The 255-nt window shown below is 74.1% G+C and carries 1 pseudogene; it reads left to right on the top strand.

Annotated features, from left to right (window positions below):
- Nucleotides 1–255: pseudogene (locus C7C45_RS33405) on the top strand (bifunctional 3'-5' exonuclease/DNA polymerase); the annotation flags it as partial.

Below are 255 nucleotides of genomic sequence, written 5' to 3'. Positions count from 1 at the left end.
GCCAGGGCGCGCTCTTCGACACGCTGCCCGGCCCGCCGGGCCCCGGCATCGACGCACTGACCCAGGTGTACGCCGACCAACTCGCCCGCATCGCCGAGACCGAGCACCCGGGCCGGTTCCGGTTGCTGGTGGCTGCCGAGTCGGCCGGCACGCTGATCGCGGTGGAGATGGGCGCCACCGGGCTGCCCTGGCGTGCCGACGTGCACGACGAGATCCTCACCGAACTGCTCGGTGAGGCGTCCCCGGTCGGTGGGC

Origin of the sequence: Micromonospora arborensis (genome assembly GCF_003205615.1) — a bacterium.
Lineage (GTDB): Bacteria > Actinomycetota > Actinomycetes > Mycobacteriales > Micromonosporaceae > Micromonospora > Micromonospora arborensis.
Note: the sequence above shows the minus strand (reverse complement) of the source record. Positions and strands in the feature narration are given on the sequence as shown.